Annotated in this window: 25 protein-coding genes and 1 pseudogene; 12 read left to right on the top strand and 14 right to left on the bottom strand. The window is 34.0% G+C overall.

Going from position 1 to position 26,570, the window contains the following annotated elements; translation table 11 throughout:
• Positions 1–74: 74 nt before the first annotated feature.
• Positions 75–1,055, bottom strand: coding sequence for a hypothetical protein (locus RHO11_10275; protein WVD60871.1), 981 nt, complete (start codon positions 1,053–1,055; stop codon positions 75–77).
• 293 nt (positions 1,056–1,348) lie between these two features.
• On the opposite strand from RHO11_10275, the gene RHO11_10270 reads away from it, so the two are divergent.
• The 6 genes from RHO11_10270 (at position 1,349) to RHO11_10245 (ending at position 7,679) form a co-directional block, all read left to right on the top strand.
• Positions 1,349–1,933 carry an IS6 family transposase gene (locus RHO11_10270; GenBank protein ID WVD62886.1) on the top strand — a complete coding sequence of 195 codons (585 nt, stop codon included), beginning with the start codon at positions 1,349–1,351 and terminating at the stop codon, positions 1,931–1,933.
• Positions 1,934–2,141: 208 nt separating this feature from the next.
• The gene (locus RHO11_10265) at positions 2,142–2,657 is read left to right on the top strand and encodes a fimbrial protein (GenBank protein ID WVD60870.1); all 516 of its coding nucleotides are present in this window, start codon (positions 2,142–2,144) and stop codon (positions 2,655–2,657) included.
• An 83-nt stretch (positions 2,658–2,740) separates the two neighbouring features.
• Positions 2,741–3,421 carry a molecular chaperone gene (locus RHO11_10260; protein ID WVD60869.1) on the top strand — a complete coding sequence of 227 codons (681 nt, stop codon included), beginning with the start codon at positions 2,741–2,743 and terminating at the stop codon, positions 3,419–3,421.
• Positions 3,422–3,451: 30 nt separating this feature from the next.
• On the top strand, positions 3,452–5,902 hold the full coding sequence (locus RHO11_10255; GenBank protein WVD60868.1) for a fimbria/pilus outer membrane usher protein: 2,451 nt from the start codon (positions 3,452–3,454) through the stop codon (positions 5,900–5,902).
• An 11-nt stretch (positions 5,903–5,913) separates the two neighbouring features.
• Complete coding sequence (locus RHO11_10250) at positions 5,914–6,909, top strand: fimbrial protein (protein ID WVD60867.1); 996 nt, start codon at positions 5,914–5,916, stop codon at positions 6,907–6,909.
• Positions 6,910–6,968: 59 nt separating this feature from the next.
• Positions 6,969–7,679: an IS6 family transposase gene (locus tag RHO11_10245; GenBank protein WVD60866.1), complete on the top strand. Its 711-nt coding sequence runs from the start codon at positions 6,969–6,971 to the stop codon at positions 7,677–7,679.
• Between the two features lie 61 nt (positions 7,680–7,740).
• Here RHO11_10245 and RHO11_10240 read toward each other — a convergent pair whose 3' ends face one another.
• The 7 genes and pseudogenes from RHO11_10240 to RHO11_10210 form a co-directional block, all read right to left on the bottom strand.
• The gene (locus tag RHO11_10240) at positions 7,741–10,923 is read right to left on the bottom strand and encodes an autotransporter outer membrane beta-barrel domain-containing protein (protein WVD60865.1); all 3,183 of its coding nucleotides are present in this window, start codon (positions 10,921–10,923) and stop codon (positions 7,741–7,743) included.
• A gap of 417 nt (positions 10,924–11,340) precedes the next feature.
• Entirely contained in the window at positions 11,341–12,051 is a 711-nt protein-coding gene (locus RHO11_10235; GenBank protein WVD60864.1) for an IS6 family transposase, read from the bottom strand.
• A gap of 83 nt (positions 12,052–12,134) precedes the next feature.
• Positions 12,135–12,308, bottom strand: a pseudogene (locus RHO11_10230) (IS6 family transposase).
• 83 nt (positions 12,309–12,391) lie between these two features.
• Complete coding sequence (gene pdxY, locus RHO11_10225) at positions 12,392–13,258, bottom strand: pyridoxal kinase PdxY (protein ID WVD60863.1); 867 nt, start codon at positions 13,256–13,258, stop codon at positions 12,392–12,394.
• A 14-nt stretch (positions 13,259–13,272) separates the two neighbouring features.
• The gene (locus RHO11_10220) at positions 13,273–14,550 is read right to left on the bottom strand and encodes an MFS transporter (GenBank protein ID WVD60862.1); all 1,278 of its coding nucleotides are present in this window, start codon (positions 14,548–14,550) and stop codon (positions 13,273–13,275) included.
• Positions 14,551–14,940: 390 nt separating this feature from the next.
• Positions 14,941–15,873 (bottom strand): ketopantoate reductase family protein, encoded by a 933-nt coding sequence (locus RHO11_10215; GenBank protein ID WVD60861.1) that lies wholly within the window; start codon positions 15,871–15,873, stop codon positions 14,941–14,943.
• Positions 15,874–16,083: 210 nt separating this feature from the next.
• Positions 16,084–16,527 carry a tetratricopeptide repeat protein gene (locus RHO11_10210; protein ID WVD60860.1) on the bottom strand — a complete coding sequence of 148 codons (444 nt, stop codon included), beginning with the start codon at positions 16,525–16,527 and terminating at the stop codon, positions 16,084–16,086.
• A 275-nt stretch (positions 16,528–16,802) separates the two neighbouring features.
• Here RHO11_10210 and RHO11_10205 point away from each other — a divergent pair, with 275 nt between their 5' ends.
• The 3 genes from RHO11_10205 (at position 16,803) to RHO11_10195 (ending at position 20,289) form a co-directional block, all read left to right on the top strand.
• The gene (locus RHO11_10205) at positions 16,803–17,552 is read left to right on the top strand and encodes a phosphatase PAP2 family protein (GenBank protein ID WVD60859.1); all 750 of its coding nucleotides are present in this window, start codon (positions 16,803–16,805) and stop codon (positions 17,550–17,552) included.
• Positions 17,553–17,739: 187 nt separating this feature from the next.
• Positions 17,740–18,654 carry a DMT family transporter gene (locus tag RHO11_10200; GenBank protein ID WVD60858.1) on the top strand — a complete coding sequence of 305 codons (915 nt, stop codon included), beginning with the start codon at positions 17,740–17,742 and terminating at the stop codon, positions 18,652–18,654.
• 282 nt (positions 18,655–18,936) lie between these two features.
• A complete protein-coding gene (locus tag RHO11_10195) occupies positions 18,937–20,289 on the top strand; it encodes an NCS2 family permease (protein WVD60857.1) in 1,353 nt (450 codons plus the stop codon).
• 122 nt (positions 20,290–20,411) lie between these two features.
• Here the strand turns inward: RHO11_10195 and RHO11_10190 are convergent, their stop codons facing one another.
• Positions 20,412–21,389 (bottom strand): potassium-transporting ATPase subunit KdpA, encoded by a 978-nt coding sequence (locus RHO11_10190; protein ID WVD60856.1) that lies wholly within the window; start codon positions 21,387–21,389, stop codon positions 20,412–20,414.
• A 441-nt stretch (positions 21,390–21,830) separates the two neighbouring features.
• On the opposite strand from RHO11_10190, the gene slyD reads away from it, so the two are divergent.
• The 3 genes from slyD (at position 21,831) to RHO11_10175 (ending at position 23,585) form a co-directional block, all read left to right on the top strand.
• A complete protein-coding gene (slyD, locus tag RHO11_10185) occupies positions 21,831–22,427 on the top strand; it encodes a peptidylprolyl isomerase (protein ID WVD60855.1) in 597 nt (198 codons plus the stop codon).
• 170 nt (positions 22,428–22,597) lie between these two features.
• The gene (gene radC, locus RHO11_10180; GenBank protein WVD60854.1) at positions 22,598–23,245 is read left to right on the top strand and encodes a DNA repair protein RadC; all 648 of its coding nucleotides are present in this window, start codon (positions 22,598–22,600) and stop codon (positions 23,243–23,245) included.
• 121 nt (positions 23,246–23,366) lie between these two features.
• A complete protein-coding gene (locus RHO11_10175) occupies positions 23,367–23,585 on the top strand; it encodes a SlyX family protein (GenBank protein ID WVD60853.1) in 219 nt (72 codons plus the stop codon).
• A 127-nt stretch (positions 23,586–23,712) separates the two neighbouring features.
• On the opposite strand, the gene rplQ is transcribed toward RHO11_10175, so the two are convergent.
• From rplQ to rpsM, 5 genes are read right to left on the bottom strand one after another with little or no spacing between them, the layout of a single operon-like run.
• Entirely contained in the window at positions 23,713–24,105 is a 393-nt protein-coding gene (gene rplQ, locus RHO11_10170; GenBank protein ID WVD60852.1) for a 50S ribosomal protein L17, read from the bottom strand.
• 29 nt (positions 24,106–24,134) lie between these two features.
• Positions 24,135–25,124, bottom strand: coding sequence for a DNA-directed RNA polymerase subunit alpha (gene rpoA / locus RHO11_10165; GenBank protein WVD60851.1), 990 nt, complete (start codon positions 25,122–25,124; stop codon positions 24,135–24,137).
• Positions 25,125–25,149: 25 nt separating this feature from the next.
• The gene (gene rpsD / locus RHO11_10160; protein WVD60850.1) at positions 25,150–25,770 is read right to left on the bottom strand and encodes a 30S ribosomal protein S4; all 621 of its coding nucleotides are present in this window, start codon (positions 25,768–25,770) and stop codon (positions 25,150–25,152) included.
• A 31-nt stretch (positions 25,771–25,801) separates the two neighbouring features.
• Entirely contained in the window at positions 25,802–26,194 is a 393-nt protein-coding gene (rpsK, locus tag RHO11_10155; GenBank protein ID WVD60849.1) for a 30S ribosomal protein S11, read from the bottom strand.
• A gap of 15 nt (positions 26,195–26,209) precedes the next feature.
• A complete protein-coding gene (gene rpsM, locus RHO11_10150; protein WVD60848.1) occupies positions 26,210–26,566 on the bottom strand; it encodes a 30S ribosomal protein S13 in 357 nt (118 codons plus the stop codon).
• Positions 26,567–26,570 lie beyond the last annotated feature (4 nt).

The following is a 26,570-nucleotide window of genomic DNA, read 5'->3' as shown; positions in this document are numbered from 1 at the left end:
GTTGCAACTATTGTTGTATCGTTGACTTGATAAGATATGTCTGCAGTACCAATTAGTCCAACTTTAACTCGATTTTATATGGGTAAATTAAACATCGTATTTAACTTTACTTCATTTGAATAAGAATCTTGTGTTAAATCCGCCCCAGTGACATCTAGTAATATCAATGATTGACCTTTATTAATAATATTCTCACCTGAAATACCGGACAACTGAATATTAGACACATTAGCTATTTTGCCATTAGGCCCAGCAGTATCAGTATTGACTAATTCAGTCGTCACTTTAATTAGTGCAGTATGGGAATTCGTATCATCATGGTTATAAACTATCGATTGATTATGACTATTAAGATAAAAGTTATAATTTTCAAAATTACCTAATCTAGATAATTCTAATGGTTTAGCTCCCATAGATAATGTATTACCGCTAAAAAGCTGGTAATGTCCCGAAGGAGTTTCTATAACATTAACACCAAATAACTCACCACTAAACGTTACATCATTAAATATTGATACACTGCCTGTAAAGTTTGCTTCACCATCTGGACCACCTATTATAGTAAAACCATATATATTTCCACCAATCTGCCCACCACTTACTTCTATGTATCCTGTCCCACTCATATTAGCGTTATTTTTGAAAGGTGTTAATGCCGTAATAAAAGCACCATGAATATCACCATTTACCTGTCCATCAGTCATAAATACTGAACCATTACCCTTAGAAATAGTTTTATCATTATTATCATCGGAGTAAGATGCAACAGTCATATCGACCGCTACAATATCTTCGTTTACTTTTCCTCCATTCATATAAACTTTACCCGATGCCTCGCCAAACACATCAAACCCTCGAAGGCCATTATTAGCCGTAACGGAAGCTCCAACACCAACAATAGAATCTGAAACAGTTCCACCATTAAAATACACATTAGCTGATGCCGACAACTTTACTACTTTGTTATTCAAACTAGAGTCTATTAAACCGACGTTAGTTCCATAAACACGGCCATGAAAGTCTCCACTATCAATAATAACTGAATTTCCACTCACAGATGCCTCGTTAACATTAACCATTTTGATAAAGCCTATATACACATTATTAACTAAAATCCCATTTGTTTCTTTAATATAAAGAACATTATCATTTAAATTTAGGGAGATTAAATTATTCTCAGATGGAGATAGTCAAGTTAAGTGTTCTTTTGTATAATCATACAGATAAATACTTATAAAATCTATCAACGATACCGTTACCATTCTTCGATTATTAGCCACTGCGTGTGGCTCTATTATTGGTTTACTTTAAGTTATCGAGATATTGAACTCATCATGAGAAAAAAGGGATATTTGTTACGTATGAATCCATTCGTTATTGGTGTATTAAATTCGGTAAACTTTATGCAAAACGAATTAAAAAAGTTAAGCGCTATGATGATTATGTTTATATGGATGAGGTCTTTTGTAAAATTAACGGTAAACGTGTCTATTTGTGGCGAGCCGTTGATCAAGATGGTCAAACCATTGATGTGTTAGTTCAAGAAAAAAGAGACAGTAAAGCCGCTAATCGGTTTATTCAAAAGGTAAGAAAAAGCATTCAACAATCTGTTTTAAAAGTGGTTACTGATAAGCTTAAAAGCTATATCAAACCAGTGAAAAACCTACTTTCAAGTACACCTCATATTACTCAGCAATATGCCAATAATAGAGCAGAAAACTCACATCAACCGACACGGCTTAGAGAAAAGAAAATGCGTAGATTTAAATCATTAAAACAAGCACAATTATTCTTATCGTGCTTTGGTAATATCTATGATCATTTTAATTGTGCTAGGCATTTATGCTCAGCTAAAACCTTTCGAATTTTAGCTGAACGTCGATTTAAAGAGTGGGGCGCTATTACCCAAGTTGCGTCTGAATTTCAAAATTAGGGATTAAATATCAAATTAAAATTCGTGTGAAAAAATTAATTTGATAAAGTGTTTGACTTTTTTATTTATAGGAATATTATTTCGGAGCGCACTAGATTAATGTAAGGGATTGAAATCTATAATTAATATACTGTTAATTTGGTTAATATCACTTATTTTTTTATTTGTATAAAACACAACGAATAACGAATAATGAGGTGAGGTAAATATGAAATTAAAAAATATCACGCTAGCAATCGCTAGTTCAACCATGTTACTAACTACAAATGCATTTGCATCTGATGGCACAGTTAATTTTACGGGGGAAATCGTAACATCAACTTGTGTCGTTTCTAACGGTTCTCAAGGTGTTCAAACTGTTAATCTTGGTCAAGTTTCAGCAAGATCATTAGCAACTGCTGGTAGCACAGCCGCAGCAACACAATTTTCAATTGGATTATCAGGCTGTTCAGCAAATACTAAAGCTTCAATAAAATTTGATGGCACTCCAGATTTAGCTAATAGTTCAATACTAGCGGTTACTGGCGGAGCTACTAATGTTGGTATTGGTCTTTATGAATCGGATAGTGCAACAGCTCTTCCTTTACTTTCAGCATCAAAACAAATAACTACAAATGAACAAGGCGCTGGGACATTTAATTTTGTTGCTAAATATGTATCAACAGGCCAAGTTACCTCAGGTAAAGCTAATGCATCTGCAACATTTTCTATTATATATAACTAAGCAATAATTTAAATCTTTTGATTTAAATTATTCAATAATAGCACTATAACTAATAGTGCTATTAAGTTTTTCTGGGATTTTTTATGGCAAAGAATATTTTATTGTTGATTTTAATTTTTACTTCTAATATTGTTTATGCAAATCCTGGTATTTCACTTGGACAGACAAGGCTAATATATAAAAGTAATGAAAAGCAAGGTTCAGTAGATATAAATAATTCTGATAATAAAGCCTTTTTAATTCAATCTTGGATTACGAAAACACCTGAAAGCAAAGAAAAAGAAGATGGTATTTTTATTATAACTCCTCCATTATATAGACTAGAAGCTGACTCATCAAATAGCATCAGGATTGTTTATATTGGAAATAGTTTACCTAATGATAGAGAGAGTTTATTTTGGTTAAATGTTAAAGCTATTCCATCCACGAAAAAAACAGATCAAAATACTTTGATTATAGCAATAAAATCACAAATAAAATTGTTTTATCGTCCGAGTAATCTATCTGGTGATCCCGTTGATGCATATAAAAATACAAAATTTTTCATCAAAAATAATAAGCTCATTATTGATAATCCAACACCATACTACATCAACTTTAATTCAATTAAAATTGACGGAGTTGAGCTGAACGAAACTATTACCTTAGCACCTTTTTCTAATAAACAAATCAACAAAAATGTTTCTGTAGGTCAAATAGCGACATGGAATGTAATAAATGATTATGGCGCGATTACTCCTGTAACTAAAGTTAGCATAAAATAATATATGAAAATAATTCACTACAAATATATAATGTTCTGTGTCACTATATGTTCGGCACCGTACTCCCAATATTGCGTTGCTGATGATTATTTTGATCCTAGCTTAATTGAAGGTGATTTAGATCTTTCACCTATTGATTTGTCTGTTTTTAATAAAAAAGAAGGGCAGTTACCAGGTACCTATTTTACTGGGATTTATTTGAATCAAAATTTAATTCTTAATAGAGATTTAAATTTTGATTTTCTTAACAATGATAAAAAAATTTTAGCTCCCTTACTTACTAAAAAAGAGTATATTGAGTATGGTGTAGCTGAAAATGCGACACCTGAATTTATTAAGTTAGCTGATTATGATATCATTAAGGATATTTCTGCGGTCATTCCTGACGCATTTTATAAGTATAATTTTGACAAAAAAAAGCTAGAGTTGTCGGTTCCTCAGATCTATATTAATCGAAATAATTTAGCAGCTATATCTGAGACGCTCTGGGATGATGGTGTTGATGCATTATATACTAACTATTATTATTCCGGTTCGACAACAAAATATAATAATTCAGTTCGGTCAGGAAGTGATAATAATTCTTATTTAAATTTACGGAGTGGTATAAATTTTGGAGCATGGAGGTTTCGAAATTATAGTACCTATAGCCATACTAATAAAATAGATACATTTAAGAATATTAGTTCTTATTTAGAAAGAAATATAGCTTCAATTAAAAGCCAATTAACTATTGGTGATGCTTATACTGATGGGACTATGTTTGATAGTTTTTCATTTAGAGGTGTAAAAGTGGCTTCAGATGAAGCAATGATCCCTTCTAATCAGCGAGGATTTGCTCCAACGATTCAAGGGGTTGCACAAAGTAATGCGGAAATAACTATCCGTCAAAGTGGTATCATTATTAAACAAATATATGTTTCACCTGGACCTTTCGTTATCAATGATCTTTATCCAACTTCATCAAATGGTTCACTTGAAGTTACCATAAAAGAAGCAAATGGTAGTTCTCGTACATTTATTCAACCATTTGCATCTGTACCTATTATGTTGCGTAAAGGTGGCTTTAAATATTCTTTTACTATCGGAAAATATCAAAGTAATTATAGAGCTAATAGTCAAGAACCAAATTTCATTCAAGCAACTGGAATATATGGGCTACCTTATAATTTTACGGTTTATAGTGGAACAATTTTGTCCAAAGATTATAAATCGGTATTGCTAGGTATAGCAAAGAATTTAGGTGATTTAGGCTCTATTTCATTTGATAGTAGTTTTGCTGACTCTACTTTTCAAAACGATAGTAATAAAGGTCACTCTTTTCGTTTTCAGTACTCTAAAGATATATTATTTACAGGAACCACTTTCTCTTTAAGTAGTTATCGTTATTCTACCCAAAATTACCGAGAATTTACTGATATTAATGATTATTCTTATTCTGAATGGAAGTTCAATCAAAATAAAAAAGATAAATTTCAATTTAATATTAATCAAAATTTAAGTGAAAATTGGGGATACCTCCATTTAGTTGGTTATCAAGAGCGTTATTGGAATAGAAAAGATAAATTACAAAATATCGAATTCGGGTATAATAATAATTATAACGACATTAGCTATTCAGTTAATTACTCCTACACTAATGATTATTCTAACAATAAATCACATTTATTTTCATTATCTGTATCTATTCCCATGAGCAAGCTATTACCTTCATCAAGAATTAACATTACAAGTAGTATTAATGATAAAAGTAAAAGTAATTCAAGTATTGGTCTTTCAGGCACAGCATTTGATGACGATGCTTTAAATTATAATATACAAACTTCCTATGCTAATAAAATAGACCATCATGCTTCTGGTAGTGCTCAACTAGGTTATAAAGCCTCATTTGGGGAATATACTTTTGGGTACAATTATAGTGATAATACAAGTCAGTACAATTATTCAACAAATGGAAGTGTTGTCGTCCATCCTTATGGCATTACATTTGGACAATCATTAGGAGAGACTTCGATATTAGTTAGAGCAAAAGATGCAAAGAATGTACATATAAGTAACTATTCTGGTATTTATACTGATAGTTTCGGTAATGCAATTGTTCCGTATGCAACTCCTTATGAAAAGAATAGTCTGTTTTTAAATGTATCATCATTTAACGATTCAACAGATATAGTCGATAATGTTAAGTCTGTTGTTCCAACAAGAGGCGCTATTGTATTAGCCGATTTCCAAACGCAAATTGGTCGTAAATTATATGTGACATTAACTAGTACAAAAATTCCTTTTGGTGCTACAGCTACAATTACTAATGAAAATCATGATTCCATCGGTATTATTAATGATGGGCAAGCGGTATACTTAAGTGGGGCGCCAGCGGAAGGAATAATTGATGTTAAATGGTCTGATGGTCAATGTAAAGCACCTTATAATGCAAGTCATTTAACAACAGATATTGCATTATTATCTGTCGAATGTAATTAATAGAGACTAACATGTATAGATTTATTTTAATAACATTTTCATTACTTATAATATCGTTTAATTCAAATGCTGAAAGCTGTACCTCACCTGGTAATTCATTTGTTTTTGATTTAGGTGTTATAAAAGTTGATCCCTCCTTATCTAGTGGAGCTAAAATTGGGTCAGAGATTACATTGCCGACCCAACCAATTCTTAACTGTACAGATATTGCTAACAATACATCTCAACTTGCTTACATTGGGTCAACAAGTAGTGCAAATATTGCAACTTATGATGGTCGTTTTGTTTATAAAACAACAATACCAGGAATAGGCTTTGCTATTGGTGCATCGATACCAAATTGTAGTGGTGATGCATGGGTAGATAGCGGTTCAGCTATCCAAAATGTATTAGCTTGTCGTAGTCATAGTAAACCAATAGGTTCAACTGTATATGGAATTCCTAAAATTCAACTTTATAGACTTGATGAAAAACTTAATACATCGAGCAGTGTAGCTAAAAAACTTGCTGGTAAGCTATTTGTGGAAACCCTTGATTCAAAGGGAAATAGCATAACTTATCCAGACAATTATATCTACTTAACAATAGCAGGCGCTATAAATTCGTGTGCGGTTAAAACAAAAAATGTTAATGTATCTTTAGGAACGGTTAAATCTTCTGTTTTTAACGGAGCATTAACTTATAGTGATGCTGTAGGCTTTAAGATTCAGTTAGATTGTATCAATTCAGTAAAGGCATCTATACAATTAGATCCAACAACCTCATCAGTAAATGAGAGGCTGGGCGTACTTAATATTACACCTTTGACGGATAAGGCTACAGGAATTGGTATACAGATTCTTGATAGTAACCAACAGCCATTTCCTCTAGAAAGAGCAGTCTCATTAGGATCTCTGTCTAAAGATACAAATTATATCCAATTTTATGCAAGATATATGCAAATAGGTAACACTATTACTGGGGGAGTAGCTAATGGAGCATTAACTTTCACGGTTACTTATCAGTAACAAGGAAATCTTGCTCGGAGGTACTGTCAAGTTAACTTATCTTTTGTATAATCATACAGATGAATGCTAATAAAATCTATCAACGACACCGTTACCATTCTTCGATTATTAGCCACTGCGTGTGGCTATATTATCGCTTTACATTAAGTTATCGTGATATTGAACTCATCATGATGAAAAAGGGTATTTCTGTTACCTATGAATCGATTCGTTATTGGTGTATTAAATTCGGTAAACTTTATGCAAAACGAATTAAAAAAGTTAAGCGCTATGGTGATTATGTTTATATGGATGAAGTCTTTTGTAAAATAAATGGAAAACGTGTTTATCTGTGGCGAGCCGTTGATCAAGATGGTCAAACCATTGATGTGTTAGTTCAAGAAAAAAGAGACAGTAAAGCAGCTAAACGATTTATTAAAAAGATAAGGAAAAGTATTAAACAGCCTGCTTTAAAAGTGGTTGCTGATAAGCTAAAAAGTTATATTAAGCCTATCAAAACGTTACTTTTATCTACACCTCATATTACTCAGCAATATGTCAATAATCGAGCAGAAAACTCACATCAACCGACAAGGCTTAGAGAGAGGAAAATACGTAAATTTAAATCGTTAAAACAAGCACAATTATTCTTATCGTGTTTTGGCAATATCTATGATCATTTTAATTGTGCTAGACATATGTGTTCAGCTAAAACCTTTCGTATTTTAGCTGAACGTCGATTTAAAGAGTGGGGCGCTATTACTCAAGTTGCGCCTAAAATTCAAAAATAGGAATTAAATGTCAAATTAAAATTCGTGTGAAAAAGTTAATTTGACAGTACCGGTTTAAGCACTAGAAACTATATTTTGCACCAAGCATTATGCTGGCATTTTCATAATCATGTTCTCCAGCTTGAAAGGCAACGTTAAACCATAAGTTAGTATTTTTGGCTATATCACCCTCAACACCAAGTTTAACCTCTCCAATATTTCTTGCGCCAGCTTGATTTACGCTGGTATCATTCATTTTTACCTCAAATATATTGAAGTTATGTAACCAGTTTGCCTCCATAAAAATTTGGCCTCTTTGATTCATTTTTGCAAAAACGCTATCGTTATTACTCCAAGTCATTTTAAGTCCTAAACGGCTTTGTATCATGTCTTTATCACTAGTCACAACAGTACCATTTGATTCAACGTGTCGAGCAGAGGTAACATCAGACCATGTTAATTGACCTTTAGGTTGTAACCATAAGTTATAATTTTCCCATTCTTTAGCAAGTAAACTATAACCTGATTCAACAGAAACTGAGAATCCTTTTAGTTTATACTTTTCACTGCTAGCACCCTCAATATCGACAGTCGCGTCAAATCGACTCCACTGTAACCAACTATCAACATATAGACCGACTTTATCTTCATCGTTACTATACCAAGTGCCATAAATGCCAGCACTGTATCCGTCTATGTTACTTTTCCCTGTTCTATCACTGACATTCGAAGTGGTTTTATTCGAACTATGACCATAACCTCCCATTAATCCTAAATGAAAGCGGTCTAAGTTATCACTACTCCACTCGGCGACATCGCCTCCAAGCTGTACAAAGTTCCAATTATTTTTAATTGATAATTGTCCTGATCCATCTTTATACTTATCATAGCCATAACGTGCTCGAAGCCACATGCTGGTTACTTTATCTTCACCCGTAATTAAATCGGTATATTGGGTTTCACCAAGGCGGTCATGTAGTCTTAAGTTAAAAATGTTATTGGCAGCGACTAGATTAGCTAGGTAAGATCCACCTGCAGGACGAACTATCGGACCACTTCTTGATAAACTTGTTAAGTACCAACTTTGTGTATCGGCACTTGATGGTCGAGCATTACCTTGTTGTAAAGTATACTCATAAGCACCCGCAACAATATTATCCGCTGTAAATGCGTTTGCTGCTGAATTACCTGTGATATCGATAATTTTTATACCTTCAATTGTTTGAGCTCCTAAACCGCCAAGATTATTGATGGTTACATTTGTTGTACCAGTAGCATTACCGTTAATTACTAATTGTTCCGTTGGTGATGAATCATTACCAAGAACACTATTTAGGATTAGCGTCCCATTATTACCAACATAATCACCATTAATCATCAAACCTGGTGTACCTGAAATAGTTGTGGTTGCTGAATTGTTGATATAAATTGTACCGTTATTGGTTACCTTACTATTAATTATTCCATAGTTACCGACGAGGTTACCATTTTGACCAATACTAAATGTAGAGCCATTAGTATTATCTAACGTAATAGTGCTGTTGCTATCAGTTAACTCTAAAACACCTTGATTAATCGCAATATTTGTTTTGCCAGCAAATACGCTATTTTTACCCAATACCCAAGTGCCATCGCCAAATTTATTGATATCCACATTAGCTACACTGCTTGATCCTATTGAGCTTAGCATCTCAATTTTACTATTCGCGTCAGTTTGTATCGTTACTGTATGAGAACCACCGGTTGCTGCGCCATCCCAGTAAATATCATTATCAGCTTTGAATCCATTAGTCATGGTGTAGTTATCTTTGAAAGTAATCGTTTCGCCACTATTCGTAACAAAATCCATCGTCACATCAATATTATCTGCAACTTTCCCTCCGTTAATAGTTTCAATCGCACTTGTTGAATAAACTGCGCCACCGTAAGCAGATACATATTTAGAATTGGTGACACTATTCGCTGCAGTGGTTGAATTACCCGAAAATAATGAATTACCAGATATAGTAACATCAGCACCATAGGCATAAATTGCACCTCCGTAAGCCTTATTTATATAAGAATCCGAGCCTTGATGATTGGATACGACTGAATTATTTGTCATCGTCGTATTAGTTAATTCTAACTTTGCTTTATAACCGGCTTGTCTCAGTTGTGCGAAGGTTATCATTGAAATAGCACCACCAAATGCTCTGTCAGCACTAACTTTATTATTATCAAACACATAATTGCTCGTTGTATTATTTAGATAAAGCTCTCCACCAACATTAATTGCACCACCATACCCACTATTAAGCCCCGGATTATGTATTACGGTACTTTCAGCGCTATTATTTGTAAAAGAGTAACGAGAGTTATCTCCATTTAAATAAATTTTCATGGGAGAACTTCCTCCCTCTGCTGTGGCAATAGCCCCTCCTTTAGCAGAGGAACCGTTTAAACTTTCAACAGTGTTACCATCAAATTTATAAATAGAGTTACTTGCGTCTAGTCTAGCTGAGTTATTACCTGCTGAGATATAAATAGCTCCAGCCAGCGCACCTGATTTATTTGATTGGGCTAAATTGTTGGTAAAAGAATAAGTAACTGACTCTCCAGATAAATTTAATGATGACGAAACGTAGATTGCGCCACCATAAGTAGTATTTCCGTGAATTTCATTACCTTCAAATTTGATTTTAGTCCCTTTCTCACCAATAATATTTAATGAAGAAGCACGAATAGCCCCGCCATAAGCATTTACTTGATAGGCTGTTGCTGAACTAGAATTTGGTGTAATAATTTTATTATTTTGGAATAAAAGAGAACCATTAATTCCTGTTTTTAACTTTACATTCTGACCATGTAAAACCCCACCTTGAACATCATTGGTGCCAGATCCTGATAATGCAGAATCAGTGTTTTCTGAAATATTATTTTGAAAAGTATAGTTTCCGATTAAAGAAACATCGCCTTTGGATGATATTACTGATCCGTTAGTTCCCTTACCATTAAGCACGGGATGGTAGTTTTCTATGGTAACGAGATAATCGTTGCTATTTATTTCTAAACTTTTTTTAGTCTGATTATTATCATACATTTTTAACCATTGGCTAGGGGAAGCTGAAGAACCATCAGATGTATAATCTCTGTTTGCTTCAAGTTGAATATCTTGACTTATTTTTAAAAAGTTGTTAATACTGCTAATTGTTGTATCATTTAAAGGATCCGCTGCAAATGCAACAGGGACAAAAAAAGAACTAATAAACAAATAATTTCGAAACATATTTAACCTTATTCCAATTTGTTGTTAAAATTAATTTTGCAGCATTTTTAGATAAATTCATGCAAACGAAAGTACTCTCAAATACTAAGTTGCTTAATTTCATTAAGCCAGTATTTAATAGCGTAATTAGGTAGATGTATAACAAGTGACTAAATATAAGATAGGAATGGAATTGATAAGAAATGTTATCAATAAATAAAGACAATAAATGAGTGCTACAAGCAAACAATATTTTATTGATTAATTTATGGTGCCGACAATGATGCCTTAGCATTCTGCTGTTGTTTTGTGTTTTATTTCGCATTATTTTATTTTAAATGGTAATTATGTCAAGTGTTCAGTTGTTTTTTTGTTTATAAGTGCGAAGGCATTGTCAAATTAACTTTTTCACACAAATCTTAATTTGACATTTGATCCCTAATTTTGAAATTCAGGCGCAACTTGGGTAATAGCGCCCCACTCTTTAAATCGACGTTCAGCTAAAATTCGAAAGGTTTTAGCTGAGCATAAATGCCTAGCACAATTAAAATGATCATAGATATTACCAAAGCACGATAAGAATAATTGTGCTTGTTTTAATGATTTAAATCTACGCATTTTATTTTCTCTAAGCCTTGTTGCTTGGTGTGAGTTTTCTGCTCTGTTATTAGCATATTGTTGAGTAATATGAGGTGTAGATAAAAGTAACGTTTTGATAGGCTTAATATAACTTTTTAGCTTATCAGTAACCACTTTTAAAGCAGGCTGTTTAATACTTTTCCTTATCTTTTTAATAAATCGTTTAGCTGCTTTACTGTCTCTTTTTTCTTGAATTAATACATCAATCGTTTGACTATCTTGATCAACGGCACGCCATAAATAAACACGTTTTCCATTTATTTTACAAAAGACTTCATCCATATAAACATGATCACCATAGCATTTAGTCTTTTTAATTCGTTTAGCATAAAGTTTACCAAACTTAATACACCAATAACGAATGGATTCATAGGTAACAGATATCCCTTTTTTCATCATGATGAGTTCAATATCTCGATAACTTAATGTAAAGCGATAATATAACCAGACACAATGGCTAATAATAGATGCGGGATAACGATGGCGTTGATAGATTTTATTAGTATTCATCTGTATGATTATACAAAAAATAGTTAACTTGACAGTACCTCACCATAGCGCTTAACTTTTTTAATTCGTTTTGCATAAAGTTTACCGAATTTAATACACCAATAACGAATGGATTCATACGTAACAGCTATCCCTTTTTTCATCATGATGAGTTCAATATCACGATAACTTAACGTAAACCGATAATATAGCCACACGCAATGGCTAATAATCAAAGAATGGTAACGGTGTCGTTGATAGATTTTATTAGTATTCATCTGTATGATTATACAAAAGATAGGTTAACTTGACAGTACCATTGATAATATTGAACCAATTTTCCATATTAACTTACCATTTTTTATAATGAGAATTCTGTTGATCGGTATTTTAAATCAGGATTCTTAATCCATTCTTGTGATTCAATTATTGCTAATTCTCGAGTATTTTTTTGTTTTGTAATAGCCAATACATGATTAGCTGCATTTGCTGCTAATTCAAACGCCATCAACATTGATTTACCATTAACTAAATGAGCGGTAAATAGACCACAAATAAGATCTCCTACGCCTAGCGGTCGATAAGGGAAATCATATAATGGTCGAGCTAAATGATAGCTATTCTGCTGAGTTGACAAAACCATTTCAAACTTATCCACTGTTTTACCTGCATGAACAAGATTTTTAACTAATATAGTTTGAATTGGAGATTGTTTTAGTACTTTTATCGCTTTCATCACATCATCAAAATTCGTTATCTCAATATTAGATAATATCTGTAATTCTAATAAGTTTGGTGTGATATAGTCAGCATGATGAATCGCTTTATGGCTAAAGAACTCAATAATATTAGATGGTAGTGAACTTCCTTTATAGATATCCCCACCCATCACAGGATCACAAACATAAATTGCATTGGGATTGTAATATTTAATCTTTTTAACTGCCTCAAGAATCTCTTCGCCTTGCTCAGCAAGACCAATATATCCTGAAATAATCGCATCGATTGAACCTAGAATGCCAATTTTTTCTAAGCTATTTATGATTCGAGTTATTTGCCTATCACCAAGTACAATACCATCATAATTAGGGTACACCGTATTGCTAGATAATTGTACCGTATGGATTGGCATAACTTCAACGCCTTGTAATTGCATCGGTAATGTTGAAACTTTATTACCTGCATAACCATACACAATATTAGATTGGATAGATAAAACTGTTTTCATAATAACTTGCCTTTTTACTCATTATAATAGTGATAACGGCTTAATAGATAAATACAAATAATCGATATCAATGCCAAACAACAATAAAAAAGCGCTAATGGATACCATAAAGCATGATATTTATAAATAATATATCCACCAATCATAGGAATAAGGCTTCCAAAAATAGCAGCGCAGCCTTGGTAACTCATCGAAAGGCCGGTATAACGTATTCGAACAGGAAAAACTCGACTTAAATAGCCTGCAATGACACCATAAAAACCACTATAGCAGATTACATTTAATGAGATACCGATGATAAAACTAATTTTTGTTCCTTGTTGAATAATAGGAAATACCAAGAAAACAGATACCATTGCAAAAATAGCGGAGCCAATTAAAAAACGAGAAGCTGAAACCCTCTCTGAAAAATAGGCAATAAAAGGTTGAACAATAAAATGAACCAGAGCGACCCAAAATAGCGCATCGACAATAATACTTTTCTCTATCCCCATCGCTATAGTGGTATAACCAATCATTAATGTATTAGAAAAAATACCACTAAATGATAAAACATTCGCTCCAATCGCTAAAATTAATAATGGGAAAGCATGTTTAAAGACTTCAAGTATCGGGGCTGACTCTTTTTTTAAGTTTTGCTGTTTTTGACAAGACTGAGTAAACACCGGCGATTCAGTTAATGTTATTCGAGCAATAATGCCAATAATGAGTAGAATGAAACTAACTAAAAAAGGGATACGCCAATACCCACTATTAATGAGCAGATCATTTGGCAAACGAATGATATAAGAAAAAACTAACAATGCTAAAATATTACCGGCTGGACTCCCCCACTGTGCAAAGGATGAAAAAAAATTTTTTAACCCTTTGGGTGCGTGCTCATTTGCCAATAAAACAGCCCCTCCCCATTCACCACCGACGGCAATACCTTGCAAAATCCGCAGTAAAATTAATAAAATAGGTGCAATGATTCCTGCTGATTGGTAAGAGGGTAATAAACCCACACATGTTGTTGCAAAACCCATTAGTAGTAATGTCATAATAAGCGATTTTTTGCGGCCAAGACGATCACCAATATGACCAAATAAAAGCGCTCCTAAAGGTCTTGATAAAAAACCAACGGCAAAGGCTGCAAATGTCCCTAAAATTTTAATCAACTCATTATCAGCAGGGAAAAAAAGTTGACCAAAGATTAATACCGATGCTAATGCATAAATATAAAAATCATACCATTCAATGGTTGTTCCAATAAAAGCAGCAAAAGCAACTTTTTTAGCGGATGAGTTGGACATACATAAACCTTACAAAAATCAGTAATACTTGAATTTTACCTATGGGTGATGAAACTAGCATAAAACCGTCAATATCACAATTTGTTATCAAGTTTAAAAGAAAAATTATACGATCCGATTAGCCTAACCACCTTCTTGATAAACCATATCACTTTTCATTAAATGACCTATACAACTTTTTTGTATTGCGACAAATTATCACAGTAACCATCCTTGCAAAGGATATGAGTTTACTCAATCTTTGATTGTCTAGTCTAGTTTATCCCATCATAAAATAAGCTTATATAACGAGGCGAATAGAAAAGAATTTGCTTAACTATATTATTGATTTATTGAATATAATAAGCAAATTCCGACTAACTAAAATGAGTAGTGTAAAAAGAATAAGTATTAAGATAATAATTGTTGTTCGTAAGCTTTTAAGTGCGTATAAGCTAAATGTAATGTTATACATTCAATATTCGCCTCTATCGCTTTATCTAGCATAAAACCGATAATATGATCGGCTTCAATACGATTTTTTCGTTCAATATCGCGAAGCATTGACGTCGTATACTGTGAATTAGGATCAGAAAAAATAGCTTGATAACTTTTTATAAAACTATCACTAGGCGGGTAGCCATTTTGACTCGCTATCTGGGCATTTTTATCTAGCAATTGTAAAAATTGTTGTTTACCTTCAGGGGTTCTAACAATTTGACCAACATTCGCTCTCATCATACATGTCATCGCTGCTGCAGTCGCTAAATGGACAAGTTTTTGCCACATTTGTTGCATCATATTGCTAACGGCATTAATCTGGATGCCCTTTGTTTGTGCAAATAGAGTAGTAAATAGCTGGACTCGTTTAGATATCTCGTTTGATTGTTCACCAACAGTTAAATCACACCAATCGTTTAGATGTAAGATCTCCCCCTGCTCCCCCATTGTAACTTGGATTTTAGCACTGCCGCCCAGTATTTTTTCCTGGCCAAAGCGAGTATTTAGTATGTCAATATGAGCGATACCATTTAACAAAGGAATAATTGTCGTCAAAGTACCAACTGCAGGGGATATACTATCTAATGCTGACTCTAAATCATAAGCCTTACAAGCAATAATAATAAAATCGTAAGACTCTTTTAGATGATAAGAGGTCACTGTCTTTACCGATAAATGGGAGTCGCCAAACTGACTTTTAATCGTTAACCCATTTTTTTGTAGCTGCGTTTGCCGATGCTCACGGACAAGGAAAGTAACATCTTGCCCTGCTTCAGCTAAACGCCCCCCAAAATATCCACCAATTCCGCCAGCCCCTAATACGAGTATTTTACTCTTGTTCATAACTATTCCTTTTTAATAGAGAAAACTAACTAGGCAAAATGTTAGTAAACTAATCTTATTATCTAAACGATCATCGACGATTCATGAGAAAGTTTTAAATTGCCTATAACGTTATTTATTTTCTTTAAGCTAATACTTCACTAAATTTTGGACAAACTACAAAATAATTATGAAAAATATCACCGAATATGATGGAGAATACTAATTAAATTATAGTTGTAATAAACTTTCATAATCAGGACAAGCATCTGAGATACCATTTTTGCAAGCAAGTCCTAAATAATATTGAGCCAAACCTAAATCCCAGGGAACGCTAAATTGTGAATCAGATGTATTATACAAATTACCCAATTGATATTGAGCTTTAGCATGCCCTTTATCTGCTGCTTTTGTATACCAATATATTGCAGCCCAATCATTTTTTTCTATGCCGTAGCCATATTCAAATAAGTTACCTAAAATATATTGTACTTCTGGAGAGCCATCGACTAACCCGGTGATCTCGCCCTGATCTGTCATAGACGTATTAGCAGCCTCACCATAACAAACATTAAAAATAGCATTAAAATCTTCGCTCTCGAATAACTCTTCACACTGACTGGACATCACATTAAAAGTAACTAACCATAAAAAAAGGATTAATAATTTTCGCATATCGTTATTCTATAATCGGCAACAATTTGGGAGAGGAATTCCAAGATTAACTCAGAGGCAATAACGTTGCAAGTAACAACAAATAAATTATCTGGATAAAATTTTCTATGACTAATACTACAATATTTTATCAATACGATTTTAAATAGCCTGATACAGGGAATTAAATGGATGGTAATGAATTATAGTAATGTTGGTGCTGTGATAAATGTCACAATAATTGGTGCAATAGTCGACTATACTTTTAAAACACAGTCATAAAAGAGGTCATATAGATGAGAAAAGTATTATTATCCACACTATTATTTGGTTTATTATCAAGTTCAGTTATTGCGAGTGTTCCGTCTGGTAATGATGCCACGACCAAACCCGATCTTTATTACTTAAAAAATTCACAAGCTATTGATAGTTTAGCTCTTCTCCCTCCACCACCCGAGATTGGTAGTATTTTATTTTTATACGATCAGGCAATGTACGAAAAAGGGTTCTTATTAAGAGGGACTGAACGAGGAAAACAGGCAGCAGCCGATGCAGATCTAGCCGCTGGTGGTGTAGCTAACGCCTTTTCTACCGCATTTGGATTTCCAATTACTAAAAAAGATGCTCCCGAAATTCATAAATTATTAACCAATATGATTGAAGATGCAGGTGATTTAGCAACCCGCTCCGCAAAACAAGAATATATGCGTATTCGACCATTTGCATTTTACGGAGTAGAAACCTGTAACACAAAAGAACAAAAAGCACTTTCAACAAATGGGTCATATCCATCAGGACATACCTCTATCGGCTGGGCTTCTGCTTTAGTGTTGACTGAAATCAATCCAGCTAAACAAGATGCAATTTTAAAAAGAGGATATGAATTAGGACAAAGTCGTGTTATTTGTGGATATCATTGGCAAAGTGATGTCGATGCAGCAAGAGTGGTAGCTTCTGCCGTTGTAGCAACATTACACTCTAACCCTGAATTTCTTGCTCAGTTAGAAAAAGCTAAAGCTGAATTTGCTAAGTTACAAAAACAATAATATAGCTGGATACTGCCCGATTTATTTTTAATATGAAATTAACGCAGCAGTATCTCTTTAAATCTATAGGTTAACCATTAATGTCACGGTTATAAACAATTTATTTCTATCTTAAAAAATTTTCGTTATCGCTAGCATTAAACACAAATAACTATTAGATATTATAAGAAATAAATGGGGATTAATTATGGCTTATCTATTACTCACCTTAGCCGCTATTTTTTGGGGAGGGAATTATGTAGCAGGGCATATTCTAGTCGATTATATTAATCCTTATGCTTTAAGTGTTTTACGCTGGGGATTTACAACATTATTAATGTTTTTATTATATTGGAAAATGATCCGCTCCCAGTGGCATTTTTTATCAGAAAAATGGCTCATTAATTCACTTTATGCTTTTTTAGGTCAAGTCTGTTTTCCCCTTACATTATATATCGGTTTACAATATACAAGTTCACTAAATGCAGCGATTTACATATCAACGACACCTTGTATTGTGCTGCTTATTAATTTTTTCTTATTTAAAGAGTCAATTACGCTACGAAATATAATTGGTGTGATTATTAGTACAATTGGTGTAATTTATTTAAGCTATGCGACAACTAAAGGAAAATTTTCTTCATTTGGTATAGGTGATCTTTTCACCATTATATCAGCATTAAGCTGGGCTTTTTATTGTGCTTTATTAAGATTAAAGGATAAAAGAGTGACCCATACTGCTTTTGTAAGTTTCTGTTCTTTAGTCGGAACCCTAATTTTAATACCAATTTATATCATTTATATGCTAGTTTCGAAAAATACAGTAATTTTAATACAAGGCTTCTCAATAAACATTGTATTTGGCATCATTTACCTTGTCTTATTTCCTTCTTGGCTAGCCTACGTATTTTGGAATAAAGGGATATCCATAATTGGAACAACGCGTAGTGAAATATTTACGCATGTCATACCAATATCAGGAGGACTTTTAAGCATTACATTATTAGGTGAAAAAATACATTTTTATCACTTAATATCATTAATATTAATTATTTTTGGTATTATCTGCTGCTCAGGCAAAAAAATCTTGCGGAAACATAAGATACCATTGAAAATCTATTAATCTTCCCCAGAAATAACGACCATTTATGGATTTTAATCACGTTGAGCTGTATGATTACGCGCAAGATTAATCCTCTTACTTTACTATCAATATATTGCAGGATTAAGAATTAGCTAATTTTATAAAAATCTGGGGTTAGCCAGAAAATAATTTATCAAATTAGTCACTACTACATTAACTTAGAACGACTAAATAATAACGTGAATATAGCGAATACTTATTATTATCAATATCAGAATTTAGAAGCCATTAATCATCTTGATTTAAATTATAGGGGAAGTTATGTCTAACGAACAAAACTGTTTTTGTGAACGTTTCTTTAAAATATCACAACGAAATACAACCATTAAACGCGAAGTAATTGCAGGGTTAACCACGTTTCTTGCTATGGTATATTCTGTTATTGTTGTACCAGGAATGCTCGTTAATGCTGGATTTCCAGCGGATGCTGTATTTATTTCAACCTGTCTAATTGCAGGAGTCGGCTCTATTTTAATGGGCTTTTGGGCTAATTTGCCAATGGCGATTGGTTGTGCAATTTCTCTTGCCGCATTTACTGCTTATAGTTTAGGGATTGGTGTAAATATAACGATTTCCGAAGCACTAGGTGCGATATTTTTTATGGGAATCATTTTTACAGCTATATCTGTTACAGGATTACGAACTTGGATTTTACGTAATATTCCGATTCAAATTGCACATGGCACCGGTATCGGTATCGGTCTGTTTCTATTTATTATTGCAGTGACAAATAGCCAAGTGGAACTAATCGTTAAAAATACGACCTCTGATATTCCAGTCGCATTCGGTGATTTTACGTCTTTCCCAGTACTATGCACATTAATTGGCTTAGCTGCAATTATTGGTTTAGAAAAAAGAAAAGTTCCAGGTGCAATATTATTAGTAATTATCCTTATTTCAATTATTGGTTTGATCTTTGATCCTAATGTAACTTATTCAGGTTTTATTGCAATTCCATCTTTAACATCAAGTGATGGTAGTTCATTACTTTTTAGTTTAGATTTTTCAGTCATTTTAAAATTATCATTGCTACCAACTATTTTAGCGTTAGTGATGACGGCTGTTTTTGATGCAACAGGTACTATTCGAGCTGTTGCAGGACAAGCTAATTTGATAGATAAAGATGGCCAAATTATGAATGTCGATAAAGCACTAGCAGCTGATTCCGTTAGTAGTATCTTATCTGGATTAGTCGGCACATCACCAGCCGCAGTATATATTGAATCTGCAACAGGAACAGCTGCAGGGGGACGGACGGGCTTAACAGCGATTGTCGTCGGTATCTTATTTTTATTGATTATTATTTTCTCACCATTATCTTACTTAGTACCCGCTTATGCAACAGCCCCAGCATTAATGTATGTTGGCTTATTAATGCTATCAAATGTTGCTAAACTAGATTTTACCGATATGGTTGGAGCGATATCTGGTCTTGTATGTGCTGTATTTATTGTGTTTACTTGTAATATCGTTACCGGCATTATGCTCGGTTTTGCAACACTAGTTGTAGGAAGGGTTTGTGCAGGGGAATGGAAAAAACTCAATATCGGGACGGTTATTATCGCTATTGCCTTAGTTGTATTTTACGCCAGTGGCTGGGCAAATTTAGTTTAATAATATGGATTAGAGCAAACTAGCGGCTAAAAGCCGCTAGTTACTTTATACCCACTATAAATTTCATACTTTCAATAATATATCTAAATTTGATTAATTAAAGTCTGGTATAACAATGTCGTTTATTGGATTAGTCGATAACCTATCGCCGTTTCAGTAAGTAAATGTGCCGGATTAGTTGGTTCAGACTCTAATTTTTGGCGTAAATGCCCCATATAAATCCGTAAATAATGCGGTTGTTCCACATAATTTGGCCCCCAAACAGCTAACAATAATTGCCGCTGAGTACAGACTCTGCCAACATTTTTAATCAACTCACTTAATAATTTATATTCAGTTGGAGTAAGGTGGACTTCTTGGCCTCCTTTTAAAATCTGATGAGTACTGAAATCAATTTGAACATCACCGAAAATAAACGTATTATGTAAATACCCCATCGCAAGTATTTGCGAACCACCGTCTAAAGTTTTAACTTCTAAGGGAGCTGAAAAATTTTGAATAACACCTTGGCTTACAAAAATGAGACTCACAATAATCGATAGAGGTAACAACACATAAAGTGTTATGCGCGTGATATCAACCCAAAAGTTACCAAGACTATGGGCAGTTTGATTATAACTACTTAGTCCACGAATGACTGCAAATACAATTGCAATTGCAATCCCAGTCGCTGCCGATAAGAAATACTGCACTGTAAGTCCAAGCATTTGAACTAAATAACTAACACCCGTTTCTCCACTATAAGCCTGCCAATTTGTATTTGTTACAAAACTTACAGCGGTGTTAATCGCCAAATCTAAGCGCAGCATTTCTGCATTATTTGGGTTTAGCGATAAGTAGGATTGTAATAACTGTAAAATAACGAGAACAATAATTCCTAAGATATTGAACAACATAACGCTTAGGGCATATTGTTTCCAATTCATTTGTTGATGATTTTGTACAGCTGAAACTTTGTAAATACAAGACTCAATATAGCTAAGTCCCTTCACATTATTGTCAGGTATAGCAATATATGCTAGGTATTTACCTAATGGATAAGCGAGTATGGTTAATACCGCTAATAATAAGACAAGTAAAATCATTGCTTGCGTTGTCATTTAAAAGTCCTCCGCATTGTACAGGACATAAACTAAATAACCGAATAAACTAATTGCAAATAGAAAAGCAATTCCTAATAAGATTGACATAAAATAAAGCTCACTAAAATAATTATTACCTAGTCAGCATAAAGAAAAGGATATAAAAAAGGTGTAAAAATAGTTTTGCTTGATATAAAAAAAGTATAAAAATGATCTGATAAGAATAAAAATGTATGCCGTAATCAAGATTATTAATCTATAAAAAATAACAACTGATTCAACTTACCGCCTGAATTGATAAGTAATAAGATGGATTTATTTTTTATACAATTAATAATAAGTAGCATTCTACCTTGTCGAAATAATAATATTCCTCAAATATTATCATTAAAAAAGATACATTATGGTTTTTTTCGGATAAAATCATTAAATCTTTTCTCGCTAAAGACTGGAGATAAAATGAAAATAGCAAAAGATAATGTTGTAAGCATTGCTTATCAAGTTCGTACAAAAGATGGCGTTTTAGTTGATGAAGCAACTGCCGTCGCTCCTTTAGAATACTTGCACGGCGCAGGTAATTTAATTAAAGGCTTAGAAGATGCATTAGTTGGTCGAGTAGCTGGAGATAAATTTGATGTTGAAGTCGCATCAAATAATGCTTATGGTGACTATAATGACAATCTAGTACAAGAAGTACCTAAAGAAGTTTTTGTTGGCGTTGATGATCTTGAAGTCGGCATGCGTTTTTTAGCCGATACAGAACATGGGCCTGTACCAGTGGAAATTACAGCGATTGATGGTGATAAAATTACTGTAGATGGTAATCATATGTTAGCAGGGCAAGATTTAAAATTCACAGTTGAAATCATTGATGTACGTGAAGCGACTGAAGAAGAATTAACTCATGGTCACGTTCATGGTGCTCATGGCCATAGTCATGGCGGTTGTGGGTGTGGTGGGCATGGTGAAGAGAGCGGATGCTGTGGTGGTGATGACCATGATGATAATGATGACGGCTGTTGTGGTGGTCATGGCGGCTGTGGATGTAGCCACTAACGCTATATAGTTATTATCTTTTCGATATAAGCGCTAATAAATTAGCGCTTTTTTTATTGCAAAAGATAATACTATTTTGTGAACATATTCACATAAATTTATTATAAAACTTTATCATTATTTAATTTTCAACAAAATGTAATGCTATTTTACAATGATGGAATAGAAAAATGATGCCAAGAGAAAAGCTTCTAAAATTTGGTGCAGAATCTTTATCTGACTATGAATTATTAGCAATTTTTTTAAGAACTGGTACCAAGAAATTACCGGTATTACATTTATCACAGAATTTATTAAATGAATTTGGTTCGTTGTACAACTTAATGAATGCAAATCATAACGAGTTTTGTCAAAAACTAGGGCTAGGGACCGTCAAATATACTCAATTAAAAGCAGTCATTGAACTATCACAGAGATATTTAAAAGTAAAAATGACGATGGAAAATTATCTCAATTCACCTAACCTTACCTATCATTATCTTGCTAGCCGTTTAGCTGAACAAGAACGAGAAATATTTTTAGTCATTTTCCTCAATAATCAAAATAACGTTATTCATACTCAGGAAATGTTTATCGGTACCTATAATTCAGTGGAGATTCATCCAAGAGAAATTGTCCGTACAGCGCTAAAGTATAATGCTGTAGCTCTCATCCTTGCACATAATCACCCCTCAGGTACAGCTGAACCAAGTCAAGCAGATCGAAATGTAACTGTTCAAATAGAGCAAGCATGTAACCTTGTTGATATTCGTATTATTGATCATGTCGTTATAGGTAAAGGACAGCATGTCTCATTTGCAGAAAGAGGGTGGTTATAAAATACTTTAGATATATTCAAAATGTGAGTTTATTGTTACGTGTATCAAAATATACATCTGAATACATTTCTAGTACAATTAACAGGATTAAATTGAGTAATAGAGAGAATAAATATTGTCTATGATGAATGAAAAAGTAATGACCTATATCGAAACATTAGAAGCAAAAATTAGTTTTCAAGAGATAGCTACAGAGGCATTGAATCAAGAAGTCATCACGTTGCAATCAGAAATGTTTAAATTAAAAGAGCAACTTACATTGTTATCAAAAAAATTACAAGCAGCACAAATATCTAATATTGCTAACGCATCAGAAGAAACACCACCACCTCATTATTAATTATTTTTTATCTGATTAAGCAATTTAAGAATAACGACAAATATACAGCTAATCTCATAAAATAATGTAATTTGATATGAAGATAAAAAAACCGACAATAATGTCGGTTTTTTTGACTCAAATGCTATTACTCAGCAGAAGCTGTATCTGCTACATCAACAGCAGGACGATCAACTAGCTCAATGTAAGCCATTGGAGCACTGTCACCAGGACGGAAACCACATTTCAATATGCGAATATATCCACCAGGACGATTAGCAAAACGTGGACCTAAATCTGAGAACAATTTTTTTACTGTATCCGTATTACGGATGCGAGCAAAAGCCAAACGACGATTAGCTTCACTATCAGTTTTAGCTAATGTTATTAACGGTTCAACTACTCGACGCAGCTCTTTAGCCTTAGGTAAAGTTGTCTTGATAATTTCGTGTTCAACAAGTGAACTTGTCATGTTACGAAACATCGCCTGACGATGGCTGCTATTACGATTAAGCTGACGACCACTTTTACGATGGCGCATAACTTTATCCTTCTTATATAAACTTTATATTAGTCTTCAACAATACTTGCTGGTGGCCAGTTCTCAAGACGCATGCCCAGAGATAAACCACGAGAAGCGAGCACATCCTTAATTTCAGTAAGAGATTTCTTACCTAAATTAGGGGTTTTTAATAACTCAACTTCGGTACGTTGTACTAAATCACCAATGTAATGAACTGCTTCTGCTTTCAAACAGTTGGCAGATCGAACGGTTAATTCCAAATCATCTACTGGACGTAGTAAAATTGGATCAAATTCTGGTTTGTCTTCTTTTACTTCTGGTTGACGTATATCTCTCAGATCAACAAAAGCTTCAAGTTGCTCAGCCAAAATTGTCGAAGCTCGTCTAATTGACTCTTCAGGATCAATAGTGCCATTAGTTTCCATATCGATAACTAATTTATCTAAATCCGTTCGTTGTTCAACACGAGCCGCTTCCACTGAATATGCAATCTTATCGATTGGACTGAAACAAGCATCAACTAACAAGCGACCAATTGGACGATCTTCATCTTCCAATTTTACGCGAGCAGAAGCTGGGACATAGCCACGACCTCTTTGCACGCGAATACGCATACTAATTGAGGCATTTGCGTCAGTAAGATGACAAATTACAAGATCTGGGTTAACAATTTCGACATCACCATCATGAGTAATATCAGAAGCAGTTACAACACCAGCTCCAGATTTGTTCAATGTTAACATTACATCATCTTTACTATGTACTTTCACTGCTAATTTTTTCAAATTAAGTAGTATATCAAGTACATCTTCTTGGACGCCTTCTTTAGTACTGTATTCATGCAATACGCCATCGATCTCAACTTCCGTTACAGCACATCCCGGCATTGAAGATAATAAAATACGGCGCAGTGCATTGCCTAGTGTGTGACCAAAACCACGCTCAAGTGGCTCTAGAGTCACTTTTGCATGAGTATGATTATATTGAACAACGTCAACTAGGTGAGGTTTTAAAAACTCTGTTACAGAACCCTGCATTGTGTCCTCTCTTAAGTACTAAACTTTACTTAGAGTAAAGTTCGACGATCAAATGTTCATTGATGTCAGCAGATAAATCTGAACGCTCAGGAATACGCTTAAACGTTCCTTCCATTTTACCGGCATCAACTTCTAACCAAGTTGGTTTTTCACGTTGCTCAGCTAATTCTAATGCTGCTTTAATACGTGCTTGCTTTTTCGCCTTTTCACGAACGCTGATCACATCGTCAGTAGATACTTGATAAGATGCGATATTTACAACACGACCATTAACTAATACAGCTTTATGACTAACTAATTGACGAGCTTCAGCGCGCGTTGCACCAAATCCCATACGATAAACAACGTTATCTAAACGACGCTCTAAAAGATTTAATAAGTTTTCACCAGTATTACCTTTAATACGAGCTGCATCTTTGTAGTAATTACGGAATTGTTTTTCTAAAATACCATAAATACGACGAACTTTTTGCTTTTCACGTAATTGAACACCATAGTCAGATAAACGCGGTTTACGCGCACCATGCTGACCAGGAGCTTGTTCTAATTTACATTTGCTATCTACCGCACGAACGCCTGATTTTAGAAATAAATCAGTACCTTCACGACGACTTAATTTGAGTTTTGGTCCCAAATATCTTGCCATTTTCTTTCTCCAATAATCCTAAAACGCCGAACTAAACACGACGTTTCTTTGGTGGACGACAACCGTTATGAGGAATCGGAGTAACATCAGTGATGTTAGTGATGCGATAACCCGCTGCATTTAATGCACGAATTGTTGACTCACGACCAGGACCAGGTCCTTTTACCATAACTTCCAGATTCTTAATTCCGTATTCTTTCACAGCTTCTGCACAACGCTCTGCTGCAACTTGTGCTGCGAACGGAGTAGACTTACGAGAGCCTCGGAATCCAGAACCACCAGCGGTTGCCCAACCTAACGCATTACCCTGACGATCGGTAATAGTTACGATTGTATTGTTAAAAGATGCATGAACATGAGCTATACCATCAGAAACTTGTTTTTTTACACGTTTACGTGCAGCACGAACAGGTGTCTTTGCCATTATTAATTACCCCGATTATTTCTTGATAGGCTTACGCGGTCCCTTACGGGTACGGGCGTTAGTCTTTGTACGTTGACCACGAACTGGGAGTCCACGGCGATGACGTATACCACGATAACAACCAAGGTCTAATAAACGCTTGATACTCATAGTCACTTCACGACGCAAATCACCTTCTACAGTGAATTTTGCAACTTGTTCACGTAACTGTTCAATCTGATCTTCAGATAGTTCTCTGATCTTAACATTTTCAGCAATACCAGCTGCTAAACAAATAGCTTTAGCACGAGTACTACCAATACCATAAATCGCTTGCAAAGCAATTACAGCATGTTGTTGATCAGGAATGTTAATGCCTGCTATACGGGCCACTATG

This window comes from Orbaceae bacterium BiB, assembly GCA_036251205.1.
GTDB lineage: Bacteria > Pseudomonadota > Gammaproteobacteria > Enterobacterales > Orbaceae > Orbus > Orbus mooreae.
This window is presented reverse-complemented; position numbering and strand designations above follow the sequence as displayed.

Bases quoted from the DNA above. Each gene is read 5' to 3' on its own strand.
- RHO11_10265 (WVD60870.1), top strand. From the start codon at position 2,142: ATGAAATTAAAAAATATCACGCTAGCAATCGCTAGTTCAACCATGTTA.
- RHO11_10260 (WVD60869.1), top strand. From the start codon at position 2,741: ATGGCAAAGAATATTTTATTGTTGATTTTAATTTTTACTTCTAATATT.
- RHO11_10255 (WVD60868.1), top strand. From the start codon at position 3,452: ATGTTCTGTGTCACTATATGTTCGGCACCGTACTCCCAATATTGCGTT.
- RHO11_10250 (WVD60867.1), top strand. From the start codon at position 5,914: ATGTATAGATTTATTTTAATAACATTTTCATTACTTATAATATCGTTT.
- RHO11_10245 (WVD60866.1), top strand. From the start codon at position 6,969: ATGAATGCTAATAAAATCTATCAACGACACCGTTACCATTCTTCGATT.
- RHO11_10240 (WVD60865.1), bottom strand. From the start codon at position 10,923: ATGTTTCGAAATTATTTGTTTATTAGTTCTTTTTTTGTCCCTGTTGCA.
- RHO11_10235 (WVD60864.1), bottom strand. From the start codon at position 12,051: ATGAATACTAATAAAATCTATCAACGCCATCGTTATCCCGCATCTATT.
- pdxY (WVD60863.1), bottom strand. From the start codon at position 13,258: ATGAAAACAGTTTTATCTATCCAATCTAATATTGTGTATGGTTATGCA.
- RHO11_10220 (WVD60862.1), bottom strand. From the start codon at position 14,550: ATGTCCAACTCATCCGCTAAAAAAGTTGCTTTTGCTGCTTTTATTGGA.
- RHO11_10215 (WVD60861.1), bottom strand. From the start codon at position 15,873: ATGAACAAGAGTAAAATACTCGTATTAGGGGCTGGCGGAATTGGTGGA.
- RHO11_10210 (WVD60860.1), bottom strand. From the start codon at position 16,527: ATGCGAAAATTATTAATCCTTTTTTTATGGTTAGTTACTTTTAATGTG.
- RHO11_10205 (WVD60859.1), top strand. From the start codon at position 16,803: ATGAGAAAAGTATTATTATCCACACTATTATTTGGTTTATTATCAAGT.
- RHO11_10200 (WVD60858.1), top strand. From the start codon at position 17,740: ATGGCTTATCTATTACTCACCTTAGCCGCTATTTTTTGGGGAGGGAAT.
- RHO11_10195 (WVD60857.1), top strand. From the start codon at position 18,937: ATGTCTAACGAACAAAACTGTTTTTGTGAACGTTTCTTTAAAATATCA.
- RHO11_10190 (WVD60856.1), bottom strand. From the start codon at position 21,389: ATGACAACGCAAGCAATGATTTTACTTGTCTTATTATTAGCGGTATTA.
- slyD (WVD60855.1), top strand. From the start codon at position 21,831: ATGAAAATAGCAAAAGATAATGTTGTAAGCATTGCTTATCAAGTTCGT.
- radC (WVD60854.1), top strand. From the start codon at position 22,598: ATGATGCCAAGAGAAAAGCTTCTAAAATTTGGTGCAGAATCTTTATCT.
- RHO11_10175 (WVD60853.1), top strand. From the start codon at position 23,367: ATGATGAATGAAAAAGTAATGACCTATATCGAAACATTAGAAGCAAAA.
- rplQ (WVD60852.1), bottom strand. From the start codon at position 24,105: ATGCGCCATCGTAAAAGTGGTCGTCAGCTTAATCGTAATAGCAGCCAT.
- rpoA (WVD60851.1), bottom strand. From the start codon at position 25,124: ATGCAGGGTTCTGTAACAGAGTTTTTAAAACCTCACCTAGTTGACGTT.
- rpsD (WVD60850.1), bottom strand. From the start codon at position 25,770: ATGGCAAGATATTTGGGACCAAAACTCAAATTAAGTCGTCGTGAAGGT.
- rpsK (WVD60849.1), bottom strand. From the start codon at position 26,194: ATGGCAAAGACACCTGTTCGTGCTGCACGTAAACGTGTAAAAAAACAA.